Below are 19,029 nucleotides of genomic sequence, written 5' to 3' on the forward strand. Positions count from 1 at the left end.
GCACGCCCGCCAACCTGCCGGATGCCACGCCGCCCGACGGCAATCGGGCGCCAAACATTATAGCGGGTTTGCCTGGTTCCCCTGTATTGCCCGCAGCCGAGCCAGCCGCTGTGGCGTCAGTTCACCCACGCTCGCGCAGCCCAGCAACTGCATCGTCGTGTGCAACTCCCCAAGCAGCAGCGCGAGCACCCCCGCCACGCCATCGCCACCGCGTGCCGCCACGCCATACAGCGGCGCACGGCCGAGCAACACCCCCTTGGCTCCCAGCGCCACGGCCTTGGCCACATCGGCGCCGCGCCGCACGCCACCGTCGAGAAACACCGCCATGGCGGGCCCACGAGCGCTCACCGCCTCGGCGATCGGCGGCAGCGCCTCGAGCGGCGCGAGCGTGCTGCCCAGTTGCCGCCCGCCGTGATTGGACACGACGATGCCGTCCGCGCCGTGCGCTTGCGCCAGCCGGGCGTCGTCCACGGTCTGGATGCCCTTGACGAGCACTTCGCCCGGCCAGTGGCGGCGCACCCAGGCCAGATCGTCCCAACCGAGCGACAGATCCATCTGACGGCTCAGCACCGCCGCATGACGCGCCAGATCGGCACGCTCGCCCACACTCCTGGCGATGTTGCGCAGTTGCGGCGCGCCATGGGCCAGCATCTGCCAACTCCAGTGCGGATGCCGCACGCAGTCGGCAATGAGGCGCGGCGTGATGCGCAACGGCAGCTTGAAGCCGTTGCGCGTGTCGTGATCGCGCTTGCCGTGCACCGGCGTGTCGACGGTCAACAGCAGCGTGCGGAAACCCGCCTCACGCGCACGGCGCATCATGCTCTCGGCGATGCGCCGGTCCTGCTGCACGTAAAGCTGGAGCCACATCTCGCCGTCGGGCACCGCCGCGCGAACGTCTTCGAGCAACGACGTCGACGCCGTCGACAGCACGAACGGCAGCCCGGCATCGGCCGCCGCGCGAGCGAGCCGCTCATCCGCGCGCGGCCAGAACAGCCCGTTGAGTCCGGTCGGCCCCACCGCCATCGGCGCGGCGGCGTCACGCCCCCAGAAGGTCGTCGCGCTCGAACATCGCGACGTATCGGTCATCACGCGCGGCGCGAAGCCCCACTGCGCGAACGCATCGCGGTTGCGGCGCAACGCGTCGCCGTCTTCCGCCCCACCCTCCAGGTAATCGAACGCCAGCTTCGCCAGACGCCGCCGGGCGGCCCGGCGGTAATCCTCCACGCAGGAAAACGCGTGCATTGCTCCCCCTATCCCCTGATCGCCCCGTGGCGCGCGCCACGCGGTCTCAAGCCCTGTCCCACGACCGAACTTCACGGCAATTCACCACTTGCGCATAAACAATTGCATTACAATCACAATCGTTACAATCCGAACATATTGGTACATTCCATGCCGCGCTTGCCCGCCCGGTCGTCCGGCCGTACCGAAGACGCGCCGGCCACCACGCCAGCCAACGCCTCCGGTGTGACCGACGCCGCCCCCTCGACGCCACGCTCGTCACTCTTCGTCGGATCCACCGAAAAGACGTTTCAAGTCCTGCACGCCTTCGACGGCCCGGCGCGCTACATGACGCTCGGCGACATCGCCAAGGCAGCCGGGCTCGATCGCAGCGCGACACAGCGGCTCGTGCACACGCTCGAAGTACTCGGCTATCTGTTTCGCGTGCCCGAGACCCGCACCTACGGCCTGACCACCAAGGTGCTTCAGTTCTCGTACAACTACATCCGTGCGAACGATCTTGTCGAGAAAGCCGCACCGTATCTGCTCGACATCTTCCGTCGCGTCGGCGAGACGACCAACCTGCAGGAGCTGGACGGCCACGAGATCGTGTACGTCGCGCGCTTTCCCGGTCAGCATCTCGTGAATATCGGCATCGTCGTCGGGGCGCGCCTGCCGGCCATGTTCACCGCTTCCGGCATCGCGATGCTGTCGCGCCTGCCCGAGGCGCGCGTGCGGGAAATCCTCGCGAGCACGTCGCTCGAACCGATGACGCCATACACCACGACAGACGAGAAAAAGCTCCTCGAACGCATCCAGACGGCCGCGCGACGCGGCTATGCCATCGTCGAGAGCGAAACCGTGATGGGAGACATTTCGGTCGCCGCCCCCATCACCGATCACGACGGACACGCCGTCGCCGCCATCAATATCTCGGTGCCGACCTCGCGCTGGACGCGCGAGCGCGTCGAGGCCGAACTCGCACCGCACGTTCAAGTCGCCGCCACCTCGATCTCGAAGTCGCGCATCTCGACCTTCCGCCGCTAAGCCCCTCGAGCGGCGGCAGGTCCGAACCGCCCTCGGCCTCAGCGCCCTTCGAAAATCGCCAGTTGCCGTGTCAGTTCCTCGCGCAGTGCAGCCGACAGTGCCGGCGCGGGCGGCACCAGCGGGGCGAGCATCGCCGGGGCCTGCACGCCGATCAGGTCCATCACCGACTTCATCGGCCCCGGGTTCGTCTCGGCAAACGCCAGGCTCATCAGCGGAATGAGCGAGCGGTGCACGTCGAGCGCGTCGGCCGTCCTGCCTTCCGACGCGAGCTTGAAGATGCGTTGCCACGCGCTCGGCAACAGCGATGCCGTGACCACGATGCCGCCGCGTGCCCCGGCCGCCACATGCAACGGGAACAGGGTGTCCTCACCGCTCAGCACCGCGAACGACGCGTCGACGCCCGCGATCGTGCGCAGGAAATGCCACATGTCGGTGTTGCACGCCTTCATGCCCACGATGTTCTCGTGGCGCGACAGTTCGTGCAGCACTTCGGGCGCAATCGCGATGCGCGTGCGATACGGAATCTCGTAGATCAGGATGGGCACCGGCGACTCATCGGCATAGCGCAGAAAGTAGTCGCGGATACCGGTTTGCGTGGGGTTGGTGTAGTACGGCGTGAGCACGAGCAGGCCGTCGGCACCGGCGGCCGCGAAGTCGCGGCCGGCTTCGATGGCGTCGTGGTATCCCGGGTCGAGCACGCCGGCGATCACCGGCACGTCGCGGCCGTGGGCCTTCACTTCCTGTGCCGTGAGTTCGGCCATGCGCACGCGCTCGGCGCGCGAGAGCGCCCCGTACTCGCCAGTGCCGCCCAGCGGCACAACGCCGTCGATGCCCTGCTCCAGCAGGTACCGCATCAGCGCGCGCGCCGCGTCGGTGTGAATCGTGTCGTCGGCATTCACCGGCGTGGGAATCGCCGGCAGAATGCCCGTCAGTTGTGCAGAGCGAAGCATGAGTTAAACGTCCGTGAATCGTGAGTTCAGTGAAATCGGATACCGCATCAGGTCGTCAGGCTGCGTCGACGCAAGCGCTCGGCTACCCAGATGAGTGCGGCGATGAAAAGGAAAAGACACGTTGAGACGGCGGCGATCACCGGCGAGATCTGCATCGTGATCTCGTCCCAGAACTGCTTGGGCAGGGTGGTCGACAGGCCGCCCGACGTGAACAGCGCAATCGTGAGTTCGTCGAACGAGGTGGCGAACGCGAACAGGAACGACGACAGCAGGCCCGCACCGAGAATCGGGAACGTCACGCGGCGCAGCGTCGCCCACGGACGCGCTCCCAGGCTGTAGGCCGCCAGGTCGAGTCGCGTGTCGTAGTTGCGCAGCACCGCCATCATCGTGATGACGACGTACGGCACGGCCACGACCGTATGCGCGAGGGTCAGCCCCACGCTGGAGCCCACCAGGCCGATCCTGGCGAAGAAATAGAACACGCCGACGGCCAGGATCATGCGCGGCACCACGATGGGGGCAAGCACGAAGGCAAGCATCGCCGACTTGCCGCGCATGCCGCCGCGCACCAGCAAGAACGCGGCAGGCGTGCCGATCAGCATCGACAGCAGACCCGCACCGATGCCGACGAGCATCGAACGCGTGACCGCCTGCATCCACAACGGCGACTCCCAGATCTGCTGATACCACTGCAGCGAGAAGCCCTTCGGCGGCCAGGCCAGGCCCGAGGCCGAGTCGAACGACATCGGAATCATCAGCAGCGCCGGTGCGGCGAGAAATACCACCAGCAGGATCACGATCGCGCGCAGCACGAGACCGTCGCCCGGTTCGCCCTTGTGACGCGGCATCGCACGCAACAGCAGATCAGTGACGTTGCCCAGCACCGTGAGGACGGTCTCGCCAAGCGCTCGGCTCCACCCGCCGCGACGCTTGCCCGTCTTGGCGTCGCCGGTGCCGCCGGCCATCGTCGACAGCCCGACCATGCGGTCGTAGACGAAGAACACCACCAGCACCACGGCGAGCAACAGCACGGAGATCGCACCCGCGAAGCCCCAGTTCAACGCCTGCATGACCTGGTCGATGATGAGCTGCGTGATCATCGTTTCGTGACGCCCACCCAACAGCGTCGGCGTAATGAAAAAGCCGATCGACGTGACGAACACCATCAGCGCTCCGGCGGCCACACCCGGCAGCGACAACGGGAAATACACCCGCCAGAACACCGTGCCGGGGCGTGCCCCCAGCGTCGATGCCGCGCTCGGCAGACGGCGGTCGATGTTCTCCATGACGGAGAGCATCGTGAGCACCGCCAGCGGCATGAGCGCATGCACCATGCCGAGCAACACCGCCGGGAAGCTATAGAGCAGCGAGAGCGGTGCATCGATCAGGCCCAGATCGAGCAACGTTCGATTGATCACGCCGTTACGTCCAAGCAGCACCACCCAGGCGAACGTGCGCACGAGGAAGCTCGTCCAGAACGAAAGCAGGAGCCAGAACAGCAGCCGCTGCTTGCGCGCGCCGCTCAGCGTCGAGAGCCGGTAGGCAATCGGATAGCCCGTGAGGACGGCAAAGAAGGTCGTATAGAGCGAGACCTTGAGCGTGATGAGCAACACGTCGACGTACACCGACGAGGCGAACAAGCGCTGATATTCGGCGAGCGTGAAGCCGCTCTCGCCGCGAATGCTCAGCAGCAGCAACTGACCGACCGGATAGATCAGCATCACCGCCAGCAGAATGACGATGGGCGCGGCCATGAGCAGCGGGCGCAGGCGCGCACGCCAGCGGGCACGGCGCGGTGCCAGCTGCGCGTGACGGGACGACGAAGGACGAACCACGGCGGATGCACTCATCGCTTACCCCGCGATCGCGACAGCGTCGTCGGCACGCCATGCGAGACCGAGCGTCTGCCCGATCTCGAAACGGTTGCCACGACGATGTGTCGGGAACGACGCCACGAGCGACTTGCCCACCTCGCCCGCCTGGCCGCCCATCACCGACGATTGCAGGTACAGCTTCGTCATACCGCCCGTGACCATGATGTCGGTGAGCCTCGCCGAGATCGTCGCCACGCCGTCGCCAACGCCGCCGCCATCATGGATATGCAGGTTCTGCGGGCGCAGCAACAACTTGACCGCTCGGCCGCGCTCGACCTGCGGGTCGTAGACCATCGCCTCGGCGCCGCTCGCGCCTTCCACGCCCGCCATCGCCACGCGCACCTGATCGCCCGCGCGCTCGAGCACGGTGGCATCGAGCAGGTTGGACTCACCGAGGAAATCGGCCACGAAAACGCTCGTCGGACGGAAATACAGATCGTCCGGCGTGCCCAGTTGCGCGATTTCCCCGGCGTTCATCAGGCAAATGCGATCGGACATCGTCATCGCTTCTTCCTGATCGTGCGTCACGTACACGATGGTGGTGCCGAGTTCGCGGTGAATGCGTTTGATCTCGAGCTGCATGTGATCGCGCAACTTCTTGTCGAGCGCGCCCAGCGGCTCGTCCATCAGGATGATCGACGGCCGGTAGACCATACAGCGCGCGAGGGCGATGCGCTGCTGTTGCCCCCCCGAGAGCTCGCGCGGATAGCGCTCCGCCACGTGCGGCAGATGCACCATCTCCAGCGCGCTCATGACCATCTTGCGAGCGGCCTGTGCGTCGGTGCGACGCATTTGCAACGGGAATGCGATGTTCTCCGCCACGGTCATGTGCGGGAACAGCGCGTAGTTCTGGAACACCATACCGATATCGCGCTCGTACGGCGCGCCGTACGTGACATCGGTCCCGTTGATGCGAATGGCGCCCGCATCGGGCTGCGACAGACCCGCGATGAGCGAGAGCAAGGTGGTCTTGCCCGAGCCGCTTGGGCCGAGCAAGGTCAGGAATTCGCCCTGGGCGACATCGAGGTCGGTCGGGGCAAGCGCGACGAAATCGCCGTAGCGCTTGGACAGGCCCGAGACTTGGAGATTGGCAACGGTCATGAGATCAGCACCCAAAAAAACCTGAAACGAAACGGCAGGTGAGGATCAGGTAAGGATCCAACGGTTGAAACGCTCGAGCGCGATGCTCTGGTTCTGCTGCCAGAACTTCGCGTTGATTTGCACGCCGCTCTTCATGTTCTCGGGGAACGTCGGGCAGCGCTTTGCTACATCAGGCTTGACGTAGTTGAACGCTTCGGGTTGCGTCATGCCGGCCGGGAAGAACTTGGTCAGCTCGGCCTGACGCTTCGGATCGCTCGCGAACTTGATGAACTCGCGGCAAGCGCCGGCGTTCGGCGTGCCCTTGAGGATCGACCAGTTGTCGCAACCCCAGATGTTCTGATTCCACACGATCTCCACGGGCGCGCCGTTGGCCTGCGCCGACTGCGCGCGCGAGGCCCACGTGGCGACCATGTCGACCTCGCCGGACCCAAGCATCTGCTCGACTTGTGCGCCGGTGGTCCACCACACGTCCACATGCTTGGCAATCCTGTCCAGGCTCTTGAAGGCGCGATCGAAGTCGCACGGATACACCGAGCCGGGCGCCACGCCATCGGCCAGCAGCGCTTCTTCGATGGTGTCGAACGGGTACTTTCGGATGGCGCGACGGCCCGGGAAATCCTTCACGTTCCACAGATCGGCCCACGACGCCGGCGCCTTGCGGCCCTTGAACGCATCGGTGCGATAGGCGAGCACCGTCGAGTAAATGTTGGTTCCCACGCCGAACGGCGACATGTATTGCGACGGAATCTTCGCGATGATGGGGTCCGACTCGAGACCGTGCCGCTCCAGGTACTCCTTGCCTCCCCCCGTGAGCAGCAGGATCGCAGGCTGGCTGATCTTGGCCATGTCCCACGTGTAGCTGCCCGCCTCGACCATGCTCTTGATCTGCGCGGTCGGCTCCGCGTTGGCCTGCACGCCCACGACCTCGATGCCACTCGCCTTGGCGAACGGTTTGTAGAACACAGCGTCATACGCCTTGGTGTAAATGCCGCCATCGTCGCGCACGACGATGCGTTTGGTGGCGGCGCGCGCGGGCGTCCACACGAACGGGAACGCCACGGCGGCAGCGCCAGCGAGCGCCGTCTTCATGGCGGTGCGACGGCCAGGCTGTGCGAGCGACACGGCGTCATCGCCGGCGTGGGTGTCAGCGGTATCAAGCGGGCTTGCGAAGGGCTTGCGTTTCATCATGGTCTCCGGTCTTGACGGGGAGGGTGGGCGCGGCGACGGCGCGCAACTTCGGCACGGCCGCCGCGCACGCGGTTATGGCAAAACAAACAGCAATACGTGAAATGACTCAGGGAACGAGACGCCCCGGATTGAACAACTGGTTGGGGTCGAGGGCCGCCTTCACGGTGCGCATGAGCGCGAGTTCCGCGCGCGACTTGTAACGCTGCATGAGCGGCAAGCCCGTCTGGCCAACGCCATGCTCGGCGCTGAACGTGCCGGACAGCCGTGCGGCAACGTCGTTCACGCAGGCGCGCAGGATGTCGCCCATCGACCCGCTGTCCGGGAGCGCCGCCCACGCCGCAAACGAGAACATCGGGATGAAGTGCACGTTGCCATCGCCCATGTGGCCGACGATCGCGATGTCGAGTCCCGGCACGACGGCGTGCACGGCGCGTGTGGCGGCGTCGATGAACTCGGGCACGCTCGACACCGGCACCGCGCAATCGGTCGTGAGCCCGACAGCCGCCTTCTTGTTGGCTTCACTCACGCTATGGCGCACTTCCCAGAGATCGGCACGCTGTGTGTCGTTCGCCGCGATGACGGCGTCTTCAATCAGCCCTTGTTCGATGGCCTCGCCCAACGTCTGCGTCAGCACGGCCTCAAGCCCGTCGGCGTCGCGCGTGTCGCTCAACTCGACAAGCACATGCCACGCATGCGCGTCTGCGAGCGGATTGCGGCGATTCGGCACATTGGCCAGCACCCGATCGAGCTGGTGGCGATTCATGATCTCGAAGCCCGACAGGCGCGAGCCGCACGCGTTCTGGAACCTGCCGAGTATCTGCTGCGCGGCGGCCGGATCGCGCGGCGCAAACCACGCGAGCGAATGCTGCGTGGGCAACGGATGCAGCTTGAGCGCGGCGGCCGTGATGATGCCCAGCGTGCCCTCCGCCCCGATGAACAGATGCTTGAGATCGATGCCCGTGTTGTCCTTGCGAAGCACGCGCAGGCCGTCCCAGATCGTGCCGTCGGCCAGCACGACTTCCAGCCCCAGCACGTTCTCGCGCGTGTTGCCATAGCGCAGCACGCTCGTACCGCCGGCATTCGTCGAGAGCGTGCCCCCGATCTGACACGACCCCTCGGCGCCGAGGCTCACCGGATACAAGCGTCCGACGCCGGCCGCCGTCTCCTGCACGGTTTTCAGGATGCACCCGGCCTCGACGATCATCGACCCGTTGGCGGCATCGACCTGCCGGACCTGACGCATGCGCGCCAGATTCAGAATGACGGGCGCCGGGCCGTCGGCAGGCGGTACCGCCCCGCCGCACAGGCTCGTGTTGCCGCCCTGCGGCAGGATTGGCACCCCCGCGGCGGCGCACAGCCTGACGACATCGCTCACCTGTATGGTGGTCGACGGCAGCACGACACACAGCGCCTCGCCCCGGTATCGTCCGCGCCAGTCCTCCGTGTAACCGACGATATCGGGCGCGTCGCCAAGCACGGCGTGGGCGCCGAGCGCGTCTTGCAACCGGGGAATCAGTGTTTCGCGCGTGACTGCGTCGTTCATTGCCTGCGGACTCCTGAATACTTCATTTCGACGATGTCGCCACGGTGCGGGTCACGACGTGCGGCGTGCGGCAGGACCCCGTCAGACGCCCGTCTGGCGATTCATTGCGATCAAGGATAGGCGATAAAAAATTGCAATAAAATCTCTTTAATTGCATTGCACTCGTTTTAGGTGTTTATGCGGATGTAACGCATGTGACGGTCAACGCCCTCGCGAGTTAAGTGATAATGAGGGCCACCCCCACACGAGGTGACGTCGTCATGCCCGAAGCTACACACTTCATCGGCAACCAATGGGTCGCTCCCGCGAAGAGCCCTACGATTCCCGTCGTTGATCCGTCTGACGGACAAGTCTTCACCCAGATCGCCCGCGGCGACGCCGAGGACATCGACCGTGCCGTGAAGGCGGCGCGTGCGGCCTTCGACGGCGACTGGGGACGCACCAGCGCCGCCGAGCGCGGCCGCGTGCTCTACGCGATGGCGAACGTGCTCGCCAGACATCACGAGGCACTGGCACAGCTCGAAGCGCGCGACACCGGCAAGCCGCTCAAGCAGGCACGCGCCGACGCCGCCGCCATCGTTCGCTATTTCGAGTTCTACGCCGGGGCCGCCGACAAGCTGCACGGCGAGACGATTCCCTACCAGCCAGGCTTTACCGTCTTCACCTTGCGCGAACCGCACGGCGTGACCGGTCACATCATTCCGTGGAACTACCCACTGCAGATCTTCGGGCGCAGCGTGGCCGCGGCCCTGGCGACCGGCAACGCCTGCGTCGTCAAGCCGGCCGAAGACGCCTGCCTGTCGCTGCTGCGCGTCGCCGAGCTGTCGATCGAGGCGGGGCTGCCGCCGGGAGCGCTCAACATCGTGACCGGTTACGGCGCCGAGGCCGGTGCGTCACTCGCGCGGCATCCGGGCATCGATCACATCTCGTTTACCGGCTCGCCTGCGACCGGCACGCTAATCTCGCAGATGGCCGCGGAAAACCACACGCCGGTCACGCTCGAACTCGGCGGAAAATCGCCGCAGATCGTTTTCGCCGACGCCGACATGGACGCCGTGCTTCCCGTCGTGGTGAACGCCATCGTGCAGAACGCCGGACAAACCTGTTCCGCCGGCAGCCGGCTGCTCGTCGAGCGCGACGCCTACGAGACGCTGCTCGCGCGCCTGGCCGAGGCGTTCGCGCACCTGCGCGTGGGACGCTCGCAAGACGATCTCGATCTGGGCCCGCTGATCAACGCGCGTCAGCAGCACCGCGTGTGGGACTTCCTGTCCGAAGCGCAGCACGATGGCATTGCGGTGATGTCGCAGGGCGAGGTCGTCGGCAGTGCACCGGAAACGGGGTTCTATCAGGCACCCACGTTGCTGCGCGACGTCCCCGCCACCCATCGTCTCGCCCACGAGGAAGTGTTCGGCCCGGTGCTCGCCGCCATGCCGTTTGCCGACGAGGCCGACGCCGTGCGCCTGGCCAACGGCACGCCCTACGGTTTGGCCGCCGGCGTATGGACGCGCGACGGCGCACGTCAGATGCGCCTGGCACGCGACATTCGCGCGGGACAAGTCTTCATCAACAACTACGGTGCGGGCGGCGGCGTGGAGCTACCCTTCGGCGGGCGGAAGCACTCCGGGCACGGGCGCGAAAAAGGCTTCGAAGCCCTCTATGGCTTCACGACCCTCAAGACCGTCGCCATCCAGCACGGTTGACCGGCAGGACCCGCAGCACGCACCCTGAAGTCAATCACGGCGAAGTGGCGAGCGCACACCCTGCGTCCGGCGCTTCGCCATCCCCAGGCAACTCAGGAGACAAGGCATGCGTTTGCAAGAGAAAGTGGCCATCGTCACAGGCGCCGGTTCCGGCTTCGGCGAGGGCATCGCCAAGACCTTTGCCCGCGAAGGCGCCGCCGTCATCGTCAACGATCTGAATCGCGAGGCCGGCGAGCGCGTGGCCGGGGACATCGCCAAGGCCGGCGGACGGGCCGCGTTCGTGTACGGCGACGTGTCGCGCGAGGACGATCACGTCACCCTGCTCGACGAGGCCGTCACGCGCTTCGGCGATCTCGACATCGTGGTCAACAACGCGGGGACCACGCATCGCAACAAGCCGCTGCTCGAAGTCACCGAAGCCGAGTTCGATCGCGTCTACGCCGTGAACGTCAAAAGCATTTTCTGGAGTGCGCGTGCGGTCATCCCCCACTTCCTGCAACGCGGCGCCGGCGTGATGATCAACATCGCGTCGACGGCTGGGGTGCGCCCGCGCCCGGGGCTTGTCTGGTACAACGGCAGCAAAGGCGCCGTGATTACCGCGAGCAAGGCCATGGCCGCCGAGTTCGGCCCGAAGAACATCCGCGTGAACTGCGTCAACCCCGTCATCGGCGATACGGGACTGACGGCCGAATTCATGGGCGTGCCCAACACCCCCGAGAACCGCGCCAAATTCCTCGCCGGGATTCCGCTCGGCCGCTTCTCCACGCCGCAGGACATTGCCAACGCCTGCCTCTATCTGGCCAGCGACGACGCCGCGTTCATCACCGGCGTGTGCCTGGAGGTCGACGGCGGACGTTGCATCTGATCGACCCACCGTTTTTGCAGTCGGTAGTCCCCGTAGTTGTCGCACTCACCCCATAACGACAGACAACACCCCGTCAATCCGGAGGAGCTTCCGTATGAACAGCGTTCCCACGCCCCCCTCGCCCATGGCCGACGTGCCGTCGGCCGACTTTGAAGCGGCCACCTACCGCAAGGTCGGCTGGCGGCTGATTCCGTTCCTGCTGCTGTGCTACGTGGTCGCGTATCTCGACCGCGTCAACGTCGGCTTCGCCAAGTTGCAGATGGTCGGCGACCTGCACTTCTCCGAGACCGTGTTCGGTCTCGGCGCGGGTATCTTCTTCCTGGGCTATTTCCTCTTCGAGGTGCCGAGCAACGTGATCCTTCACCGCGTGGGCGCACGCGTGTGGATCGCGCGCATCATGATCTCGTGGGGCATCATCTCGGGCGCGACGATGTACGTCACCTCGCCCGCGATGTACTACATCATGCGATTCCTGCTCGGCGTGGCCGAGGCGGGCTTCTTCCCCGGCATCATCCTGTACATCACGTACTGGTACCCGGCCTCGCGGCGCGGACGCATGACCGCCTGGTTCATGACCGCGGTGGCATTGTCCGGCCTCATCGGCGGGCCGCTCTCCGGCTGGATTCTCAAGGACATGAGCGGTGTGAACGGCCTGGCCGGCTGGCAATGGATGTTCCTGATCGAAGCGATTCCGTCGATCGTGATCGGCCTTGTCGTGCTGTTCGTGCTCGACGACCGCATTCGCGACGCCAAATGGCTCAACGATGCCGAGAAGTCGATGCTCGAGCGCAACATCGCCAGCGATGTGCGCAGCAAGGAAGACCTGCCGCTGCGCCAGGTGTTCTCCAGCCCGCGGGTGTGGATGATGAGCCTGATCTACTTCTCGTTCGTGATCGGCCTGTACGGCGTGGGCTTCTGGCTGCCGACGATCATCAAGAGCACCGGCGTGACCGATCCGCTGCAGATCGGCCTGCTCACGGCGATCCCGTATTTCTTCTCGGTGATCGCGATGGTCGTGGTCGGGCGTCGCTCCGATTTGCGCGGCGAGCGTCGCTGGCACATTGCCATTCCCGCCTTCGCCGGCGCCATCGGCCTGTTCCTGTCAACCACCTGGAGCCACAACACCCAGCTCGCCATGGTCGCCCTGACACTCGCCACGATGGGCATCATGGTCGTGCTGCCGTTGTTCTGGAGCCTGCCCACGGCATTTCTGGGCGGCACCGCCGCGGCCGCCGGTATCGCGATGATCAACTCACTGGGCAATCTCGCCGGCTTCGTGGGGCCCTACCTGATCGGCTTTCTCAAGGACACCACGCACAGCACCAACACCGGCATGTTCCTGCTCACGGCCTTCATGATCCTGGGCGGGTTGCTCACGTTGGCCGTGCCTGCGCGGCTCGTCAATCAGTGACCAAGTGCGACTGTCGCGGATCGGCTGACGAAACCGCGCCTCGGCGGCCGAGACCGTCGCGCCACGGGACCGCCGGCCGGCTCGCCACCATGCGTATGCGTTGGGAGTAGCATATTTGGCACGAATGAGGCCGTCCTTGCCGGGACGGCCTGTTTTTTGCCCTCAAAGATCCGCATGCCAGCCAATGACCCCCAGACGACGCCGGCCGGCGTCTCGCTCACCCCCGCCGAGGTCAAGTCGATCCTCTCCGGCCTGCTGCTCATCATGTTTCTCGGCTCGCTCGACCAGACCATCGTCGCGCCCGCCCTGCCGACCATCGCCCGAGACCTCGGCAGCTTCGACGCCGTCTCGTGGGTCGTCACCGCCTACCTGCTCTCGTCCACGGCCATCACGCCCATCGTCGGCAAACTCTCCGATCTGTTCGGACGGCGCGTCGTCATCGCCGTGAGCGTTGCCGTCTTCCTCGTCGGCTCGGTGCTGTGTGCGCTGGCGCCAAGCATGCTCGCGCTGATCGTGGCGCGCGGCGTGCAGGGGCTGGGCGGCGGCGGCCTCATCGCGCTGTCCAACACGGTGATCGCGGATATCGTCTCGCCGCGCGAGCGCGGCCGCTATCAGGGGTATATCTCCGGCATGTTCGCGGTCTCCGGCGTGGCCGGTCCCGTCACCGGTGGGGTGTTCGCCCAGTACCTGAACTGGACGCTCATCTTCTGGATCAATCTCCCGCTCGGTCTGCTCGCCATCTACCTGAGTGACCGCGCACTGCGTCGCCTGCCCCGTCGCGAAGGCACGCCCAGCATCGACTTTCTCGGGTCGGCGCTGCTCATCGCCGCGACCATCTGCCTGTTGCTGGCGCTCACGTGGGGCGGACATCGCTACGCGTGGTCGTCATTGCCCATTGTCGGCCTGCTCGCCGCCAGCGTGATCGTGGGAGCGATCTTCCTGCGCCATCAGCGTGCCGTGCGCGAGCCGTTGCTGCCGCTTGCGTTGCTTGCCAATCCGGTGTTCCGGATGACGTCGACGATGGCCGTGCTCGTGATGATGGTCAACATCAGCATCGGCATCTACGTGCCGCTGTACCTCCAATTGCAGCGTGGCGAGTCGGCAAGCCGTTCGGGGCTGATGCTGATCCTGCCGCTGCTGGGCATCGTGGTGGGCGCGCTCGGTTCGGGGCACTACATGCGCAAGACGGGGCATTACAAGCGTCCGCCACAGATCGGCTTGCCGGTGGCGTTGCTGGGATTGGCGACGATTGCGCTCGGCGTGCAATCGCTGCCGCTCGTGGCTATCGGGCTGTGTCTCGGACTCGTAGGGATTGGCTTCGGCTCGGCCATGCCGGTGATGACCGTGGCGACGCAAAATGCCGTGGCGCCGCGCGACATCGGCATCGCGACCGCCGCGCACGCGTTCTTCCGGGCGCTCGGCGGGATGATCGGCGTCGCAATGTTCGGCGCGCTCATCGTCGGGTTGCTGGTCTCGGGAAGCGACGGGGGCGCGTCGCATGAACTGACCGACTTCCTGCGCCCGGGCCGCGCGCCGGCCGGGATGGAAGATCATCTGCGACTTGCCTTCGGCGCGTTTTTTGGCGGCAGCGCCGTCATCGCCGCGCTCGCCATCGTCGCGCTCGGTCGCTTGCCGGAATTGCCGTTGCGCCAGAGTTCGGGGAACGAGGCAACGGCCATCGAATGACGATGCGGGCATGGCGGCTCGCCTGCCCGCCACATGACGCGCCCATCATGACAAACGGCACCCGCGTGGCACGGGTGCCGTGTTCGCCGCAAGCCGCTTATGCGCTCGCGCAGGCCCGATAGTGACGGTTGGCCAGCTCCATCTGCTCGAGCCCCTCGAAGAGTTGCGCCAGCGCCAGATGCACGCGCTGTTGCAGATGCCGGTCGTCAGTATGACGCAGCGCACCTTCGAGGAACGTCTGCGCCTTGCCCCACAATCGCTGGTGCTGGCACAGCTTGCCCAACGCGAAGAGCAGATCGGGGTCGTTCGGATGACGCTGCTGCCACGCCTCGGCCTTCTGGATGAGCGGCAGGGCGTCGCCGCCGGCACACTCCGCATAGCGGCGCAGCAATCGCGGATCCCAGTGCTCGGCGAGCGCGGCCTCGACGATATCGCGCGCCTCGCGCAGACGGTCGAGCGAGATCAGCAACTCGGCCGCGACATCGGCAATTCGCGCCGACGTGCGCACATCAGCCGGCAATTCGTTCCAGCACTTGAGCAGCGCGTCGGCATCGTGGCGGTGATCGCGCAGAATGCCCTCGCTGGCCGTCTGCTTGAGCTTGGCCGCCAGTGCCGGATGCAGCGCTTCACGCTTTTCCAGCACCTTGAGCAGCGCCAGTACCTCGGGCCAGTGCTTCAGGTGTTGATGTGCCCGCAGGGCAACCAACTGCGCCTGCATCCGGCGCGCGCCCTGCGCCCGCATCTCGGTGAGGGCTTCGAGCGCGCCCTCCGCATCGCGGGCGTCAACGCGCAACTCCGCCGTCTGCAACAGACGCGCCTCTTCCAGGTTCGCGCCTTGCGCCTCGGCCAGCCAGGTGTCGCGACGCGCGAACTCGCGCATGCGATGCGCCGCGCGGGCGCCAATGATCGCCGCCACGCCGCGATTGTCGTCCTGCTCGGCGGCTTCGCGCGCCGCCTTCTCGGCCCGCGTGTAGCGGCCCGCAAAGAGATTCGCCACGGCGTCGCGCAACGCGATGTTCGCGCGACGGCTGCGTTGGCGATTGCGGTAGGCGGCTACGCGCTCCGGCATCTTGTAGATGTTGCGCAGGATACGAATGATGACGTATAGCGCAACGAACAAGGCCAGCAACGCCAGCACAAACAGGTTCAGCGATACGTCCACACGGTATGGCGGCACCAGCATCACCACTTGCCCGTGATTGAACGTGGCCAGCACGGCAAAGCCGGCCGCCACCGCGAACAGGAGCGTCAACCAGATCAGTCCTCGCATGCCCGGCTCCTTACGGCTTGTCCTTGACGTCCTTGACCTGACCGATGGCGGTCAGGCTGGCGTCAAGGGTCGGCAGTTCGATCGTGCGCGAACCCGCGTCGACCTGATCGAGCAATGTCTTCACCGCGGCAATGCGGCGCGACTTGGCGTCGAAATATTTGTTGAGCGCGGCCTCCGCCACCACCACGTCGCTATGCACCGCAGACGCGTTGCGCGCAAGCAGCGCCAGACGCGCATTGAGCAGGCGCAGCTTGAGATTCGCCCGCAGGAACGCGTCCTGCTCCGGTGCCACGAGCATGACGTCCGGATCGTCCAGCCGGCGGACCTGCACCAGTTGCTTGAGGCTGCCGAGCATCTCGGAGGACAGACGGTGCCACGTCGCGATCCAGCCCGCTTCGCTCGCGCCGCCTGCATTGCCCGCGCCGCCGCCCGCCGCCGACTCGACGCGTCGCTCCTCGGCCTGCAGCGGCAACGTGTCGACCATGGCGATCGCCTGGTCGAGCTTGCCGGTCAGTTGTGGCAGATCGGCCGCCGGCACCGCCTTGAGCCGGTCGATATCCTTCTTCAGCGCATCCCGCACGCCGGCGAGCTGTGGGGCGCCGGAGCGCGCCAGTCGCGCATCCGCGCCCTCCAGCGCAACCAGCGCGCCACGTACGTTGCCGGTGAGCTGCAACTGTTGATTCGCACTCGTGACGATCTGCTCCGTCTCGGCGAGCACCCATTCGTCGCGGTTGTGTGCGAGTTCCTGATAGAGCTGTTCGAGCACGGCCTGCTGGCCGCGCGAATCGGACACACGTCCTTCAAGCGCAGTGAGCCGGTTTTGCAGATCACGCTGGTTGTCGAGTGCCTGCGCGGTTCGCACCTGCGCCTGCATGAGCTGCGCATCGCCTGCCTGCTGACGGCGGGCCAGTTCCTGCTGCACGCGGTCGAGCTTCTGGTTCAGCGACCAGCCGCCGATGCCGGCCCCGGCCGACACCAGCACGAAGAGCAGCCACGGCAACACAGCCCCCGAGCCTCGACGCCGCTGGGGCGGTTCGGGCGGTTGCCATGCGGGCGGGCTGCCCGTCGTACCGTAGGCGGCACCGCCGGCCATGGTGGAATTCGACGCCGCCGGGCCGGTCGACGCCGACGGGTTCTGGGAAGACTCGGGAACGCGATTATCTGTCGTCATGCTTGACTTGAATGGGATCCGCCCATGTTTTGAGTGCCGCCAACAAGTTCTCGTCGCCGGGCGCGCATTGCGTAATCCTATCAAACCCCGCCGCCCGCGCGGCATCTGCGATGCGCGTATGCGACGTAAAGCACGGCGCGGCAAGGATTTGGGCCAGCACCTGCGGGGTGCCAGGCGTGTGTCGGCCATCGCGCGTGCCATAGCGCGCGGCGAGCAGCGTGGCCAGGTGACGCACGGCCTCGGAGCTGGTGAGCACCCAGGCGCAGCGCCCGGGCGAGGCCAGCCGGGCCTCCAGCGCAGCCCATGCGGCGGCATCCGGGGCCGGGGCACGACGCGTGTAGGCGCTGACGAGGTCCACCTGTGCGCCACTGGCGCGCAGGGTGTCGGCCAGCAGTTCGCGGCCGCCGTCGCCGCGCACGAGCAGCACGCGACGCCCCGCCAGCGAGGCGAGGTCGAGTTGCGCGAGCAGCGCTTCCGAGTCGAACCGCGCCGCCGGACCGCCCGGCGGCACGATCACCCGATGCCGCGGCACGGCAATGCCCGCATCGGCCAGTGCCTGCACGCTGCCCGGGCCGACCACGGCCACCGGCAACGCGGCGGGCCAGAAATCACCGGCGCCGTCACCCACATCACCCGCGTTATCCGCGGCGGCGAGGCCGGAAGTCGTTCGAGGATCGAGAGATTGCAGATGCACCAGCCGCGCCAGTCCATGCGTCACGGCGTTGGGCGAGACGAACACCGCCAGCGCGTACGATGCCAGCGAGCGCAATGCGCGGTCGAGCGACGCCAATGCATCCGGGTCGGTCTGCGCGGCAATGTGCAACAGCGGGAACGCGAACGTGTCGATGCCTTCGGCGTGCAATGCGCGGACGAGCGCATGCGCTTGCCCGTCGGGGCGCGTCAGGATCGCGCAGAGCGACGCCGCGCCAGCGTGCTCCAGCGCGACGCCAGCGACGGGCGACAAGTCCGGCGCGCGCGGGCTCAAGCGGGTGGGTCCTTGAGCTCGGGCGGCGGCACCAGCGCCAAGCCTCCGGCATCGATCAGGTCCTGCGCCACCCGCTGCCCCAGCGCCTCGGCGCCGGCGACATCGCCTTGGGCGACACTCACCGCGCCCTGCGCGCGGAGCACGGTCGCGCCGTCCGTCGATGCGATGAATGCGCGCAGCGTCAGTTCGCCCTGCGGCGTGAATTCCGCAAACGCACCCAGCGGCACCTGGCACGAGCCTCCCAGTGCGCGCGACACGGCACGCTCGGCGCTGACGGCCAGCGTGGTGCGGGCGTCGTGCAGCCCACGGAGCCATTGCAGGATTTCGGGACGTCCAGCGCGCACTTCGATGCCCAGCGCGCCCTGCCCGGCGGCAGGCAGGCTGACCTCTGGCGCGAGCGTGGCGCGAATGCGAGCACCCAGTCCCAGGCGCTTGAGCCCCGCCGCCGCGAGAATGATCGCCGCGAAATCGCCCCGGTCGAGCTTGCCCAGACGGGTATCGAGATTGCCCCGCAGCGGCGCGACTGTCAGATGCGGATACCGGGTGCGCAAGCTCACTTCACGGCGCAGGCTCGACGTGCCGACCACCGCCCCGGCGGGCAGCGCGTCGAGACTGTCGTAGTCGTTGCTCACGAAGGCGTCGCACGGATCCTCGCGCTCGAGCACAGCGGCCAGCGTGAAACCGTCCGGCAGTTGCATCGGCACGTCCTTGAGCGAATGGACGGCGAGATCGGCGCGTCCGTCGGCCAGGGCAAGTTCAAGTTCCTTGACGAAAAGCCCCTTGCCGCCGACCTTCGCGAGTGAGCGATCGAGAATTTGGTCACCGCGAGTGGTCATTCCGAGGATACTCACGCGGCACTGCGGATATAATTTGTGCAGCGCGTCACGCACGTGTTCGGCTTGCCACATGGCGAGCCGGCTCTCGCGCGACGCGATCACCAGGGTTTCAGGAGCAGCGAAGTTCATTCAGCAACCGCGTGAAGACCAAAAGAAAAAATGGTAACACGCTTGACCGGCC

General features: G+C 66.4%; 15 protein-coding genes. 5 read left to right on the forward strand and 10 right to left on the reverse strand.

Annotated elements, in window-relative coordinates:
* Positions 1-57: 57 nt before the first annotated feature.
* The gene (locus tag PTE31013_RS23395) at positions 58-1,242 is read right to left on the reverse strand and encodes an alpha-hydroxy acid oxidase (RefSeq protein ID WP_150615041.1); all 1,185 of its coding nucleotides are present in this window, start codon (positions 1,240-1,242) and stop codon (positions 58-60) included.
* Between the two features lie 150 nt (positions 1,243-1,392).
* On the opposite strand from PTE31013_RS23395, the gene PTE31013_RS23400 reads away from it, so the two are divergent.
* The gene (locus PTE31013_RS23400; RefSeq protein ID WP_150615042.1) at positions 1,393-2,268 is read left to right on the forward strand and encodes an IclR family transcriptional regulator; all 876 of its coding nucleotides are present in this window, start codon (positions 1,393-1,395) and stop codon (positions 2,266-2,268) included.
* Between the two features lie 38 nt (positions 2,269-2,306).
* Here the strand turns inward: PTE31013_RS23400 and PTE31013_RS23405 are convergent, their stop codons facing one another.
* The 5 genes from PTE31013_RS23405 to PTE31013_RS23425 all read right to left on the reverse strand — a co-directional run bounded on the left by PTE31013_RS23405 (position 2,307) and on the right by PTE31013_RS23425 (position 8,924).
* The gene (locus PTE31013_RS23405) at positions 2,307-3,218 is read right to left on the reverse strand and encodes a dihydrodipicolinate synthase family protein (protein ID WP_150615043.1); all 912 of its coding nucleotides are present in this window, start codon (positions 3,216-3,218) and stop codon (positions 2,307-2,309) included.
* A gap of 47 nt (positions 3,219-3,265) precedes the next feature.
* Positions 3,266-4,972, reverse strand: a complete 1,707-nt coding sequence (locus PTE31013_RS23410) for an ABC transporter permease subunit (RefSeq protein ID WP_150615086.1) — start codon at positions 4,970-4,972, stop codon at positions 3,266-3,268.
* Positions 4,973-5,071: 99 nt separating this feature from the next.
* Entirely contained in the window at positions 5,072-6,193 is a 1,122-nt protein-coding gene (locus PTE31013_RS23415; RefSeq protein WP_150615044.1) for an ABC transporter ATP-binding protein, read from the reverse strand.
* 45 nt (positions 6,194-6,238) lie between these two features.
* Positions 6,239-7,282: an ABC transporter substrate-binding protein gene (locus PTE31013_RS23420; protein ID WP_150615087.1), complete on the reverse strand. Its 1,044-nt coding sequence runs from the start codon at positions 7,280-7,282 to the stop codon at positions 6,239-6,241.
* Positions 7,283-7,487: 205 nt separating this feature from the next.
* Entirely contained in the window at positions 7,488-8,924 is a 1,437-nt protein-coding gene (locus PTE31013_RS23425) for an FAD-binding oxidoreductase (protein ID WP_150615045.1), read from the reverse strand.
* Positions 8,925-9,184: 260 nt separating this feature from the next.
* Between PTE31013_RS23425 and PTE31013_RS23430 the strand changes: the two genes are divergently transcribed.
* From PTE31013_RS23430 to PTE31013_RS23445, 4 genes are all read left to right on the forward strand, one after another.
* Positions 9,185-10,624 carry an aldehyde dehydrogenase family protein gene (locus tag PTE31013_RS23430; RefSeq protein WP_150615046.1) on the forward strand — a complete coding sequence of 480 codons (1,440 nt, stop codon included), beginning with the start codon at positions 9,185-9,187 and terminating at the stop codon, positions 10,622-10,624.
* Positions 10,625-10,730: 106 nt separating this feature from the next.
* Positions 10,731-11,489, forward strand: coding sequence for an SDR family oxidoreductase (locus PTE31013_RS23435; RefSeq protein WP_150615047.1), 759 nt, complete (start codon positions 10,731-10,733; stop codon positions 11,487-11,489).
* 94 nt (positions 11,490-11,583) lie between these two features.
* Entirely contained in the window at positions 11,584-12,900 is a 1,317-nt protein-coding gene (locus PTE31013_RS23440) for an MFS transporter (protein WP_246174883.1), read from the forward strand.
* Positions 12,901-12,924: 24 nt separating this feature from the next.
* Positions 12,925-14,586, forward strand: coding sequence for an MDR family MFS transporter (locus PTE31013_RS23445; protein WP_150615048.1), 1,662 nt, complete (start codon positions 12,925-12,927; stop codon positions 14,584-14,586).
* 97 nt (positions 14,587-14,683) lie between these two features.
* On the opposite strand, the gene PTE31013_RS23450 is transcribed toward PTE31013_RS23445, so the two are convergent.
* Genes PTE31013_RS23450 through hemC form a run of 4 tightly spaced genes read right to left on the reverse strand, consistent with a single transcriptional unit; the run spans position 14,684 to position 18,977 of the window.
* Positions 14,684-15,856 (reverse strand): heme biosynthesis protein HemY, encoded by a 1,173-nt coding sequence (locus PTE31013_RS23450; protein ID WP_150615049.1) that lies wholly within the window; start codon positions 15,854-15,856, stop codon positions 14,684-14,686.
* A gap of 10 nt (positions 15,857-15,866) precedes the next feature.
* Positions 15,867-17,027 (reverse strand): uroporphyrinogen-III C-methyltransferase, encoded by a 1,161-nt coding sequence (locus tag PTE31013_RS23455; protein WP_174978699.1) that lies wholly within the window; start codon positions 17,025-17,027, stop codon positions 15,867-15,869.
* The gene (locus PTE31013_RS23460; RefSeq protein ID WP_174978700.1) at positions 17,014-18,012 is read right to left on the reverse strand and encodes a uroporphyrinogen-III synthase; all 999 of its coding nucleotides are present in this window, start codon (positions 18,010-18,012) and stop codon (positions 17,014-17,016) included. The genes PTE31013_RS23455 and PTE31013_RS23460 overlap by 14 nt, the downstream gene beginning before the upstream one ends.
* Positions 18,009-18,977, reverse strand: coding sequence for a hydroxymethylbilane synthase (gene hemC / locus PTE31013_RS23465; RefSeq protein WP_150615052.1), 969 nt, complete (start codon positions 18,975-18,977; stop codon positions 18,009-18,011). Before hemC ends, PTE31013_RS23460 begins: the two co-directional genes overlap by 4 nt.
* Between the last annotated feature and the right edge of the window lie 52 nt (positions 18,978-19,029).

It is taken from the genome of Pandoraea terrigena, from assembly GCF_902459705.1.
GTDB classification, from domain to species: domain Bacteria; phylum Pseudomonadota; class Gammaproteobacteria; order Burkholderiales; family Burkholderiaceae; genus Pandoraea; species Pandoraea terrigena.